Annotated in this window: 1 protein-coding gene; it reads left to right on the top strand. The window is 34.6% G+C overall.

Going from position 1 to position 1,495, the window contains the following annotated elements; genetic code table 11:
* Window positions 1–1,029: 1,029 nt before the first annotated feature.
* The gene (locus ALKIM_RS0100190) at window positions 1,030–1,482 is read left to right on the top strand and encodes a carboxypeptidase-like regulatory domain-containing protein (protein ID WP_026472901.1); all 453 of its coding nucleotides are present in this window, start codon (window positions 1,030–1,032) and stop codon (window positions 1,480–1,482) included.
* Window positions 1,483–1,495 lie beyond the last annotated feature (13 nt).

Below are 1,495 nucleotides of genomic sequence, written 5' to 3'. Positions count from 1 at the left end.
TCCCTCAAATCCTTGCGCAAGCTTTTACGAACGAAACCGTTTGTAACTTGCACATTGCACAAACAATTGAAATCGTGCACTTTACCCGTGCTTTATGCCATCCGGTCGTTTCTTTAAACAGTTGGATTAATTCGCTATATTTGTTATCAACCTTGGTGTTCACGTATAGTACAAAAGATGTGGTAATCAGCTGTAATATACTGAATATCAAGGTTTTATCCAAATGCTTTAGATTATTATTTAATTGATTTTCAATTATTTAACTGTTTTGTCATGTACTAAGGTCGCATAGAGTCAAAATCGCGTTGAGATTTTGACTCTATGCGACCTGTTTTTTCATCCTATGGTATTAGTTAACGCCTGATGATATCATGTGTACCAACCGTCTACATTTGAAAAGCGAGTTATTAACAACTACATAACTATAGGTAGTTTCTTTGTTTTTGTTCTCTAATTGACACTTTATCCAATTGCTAAAATCATACACTATTGGGATATACCTGATGATAAGTAAAACCGTGAAGCATTGCATTTAAGATATCTAAACACTACTCCTGCAACGTTGATTTTGAATATAGATGTATTGCTGACTAAAATCTATAATTATAAATAGTTGAAGGTACAGGCTGGAGTTAGCTATTGAACTATATATGCAAACTCTGAACTAATTCTGCAAACTATGTATGATGTCAAAAAGTGGTCAGTTTTATGCAGAAATGATTCAGTTCTGTTTGAGTGCTATGTTTATGTTTGTGCTGTTAAAATGTGTTTAAAATTGCGACTAAAATCGAACAAGATGAGCTATGATAATAATTTTTTTAGGAATAAGCCTAAGATGGCAAAAAAGTCTATGTTATTAGAGATTATTGTTATAGCCATTATTATAATGTTAACAATTGCTATGATTTTGTTATTCTAAATATTATCAAAACCTTAAAATTTAATTGCGTATTATGGTTAAACCTCAAAAAACACAGTCGTATTCTAATAGAGTTCAATTCTCATTAAATTCAAACTAAAAACAAATCTATGAAAAGACAAAGGCGAAATCTATATCAGTCGGCCAGACTGATTGCGGTACTATGTTTTGTAAGCTTTTTGGGCTTACACACGTCAGGTATTGCGCAACAAACGAGTGTTCAAATTACCGGAGTTGTTTTAGATTCTGGTGACAAGCAGCCTGTTCCCGGGGCTTCTATTATTGTAAAAGGAACAACCAATGGAACAATTACTGGGCCAGATGGGTCATTTTCATTGTCTGCACCATCAACCTCAACATTGATAGTCACATTTATTGGTTATAAATCTCAGGAGGTGCAAGTGGCTGGTCGAACACATTTAAACATTGAGCTGGACGACGAGTTAATGCAACTCAGTGATGTGGTTGTAATGTATGCATTCGGTCTGCCACGTATTGTAAAAGTAAGAAAAATCCCTAAGCCGGAAGGCCGACCTAGGGTGGTGAAGTGTTCTAAAGTGTAGTGGAATCTATTAG

Origin of the sequence: Alkaliflexus imshenetskii DSM 15055, from assembly GCF_000517065.1 — a bacterium.
GTDB lineage: Bacteria > Bacteroidota > Bacteroidia > Bacteroidales > Marinilabiliaceae > Alkaliflexus > Alkaliflexus imshenetskii.
The sequence above is the reverse complement of the archived record's forward strand: the minus strand, read 5'-3'. Positions and strand labels throughout refer to the sequence as shown.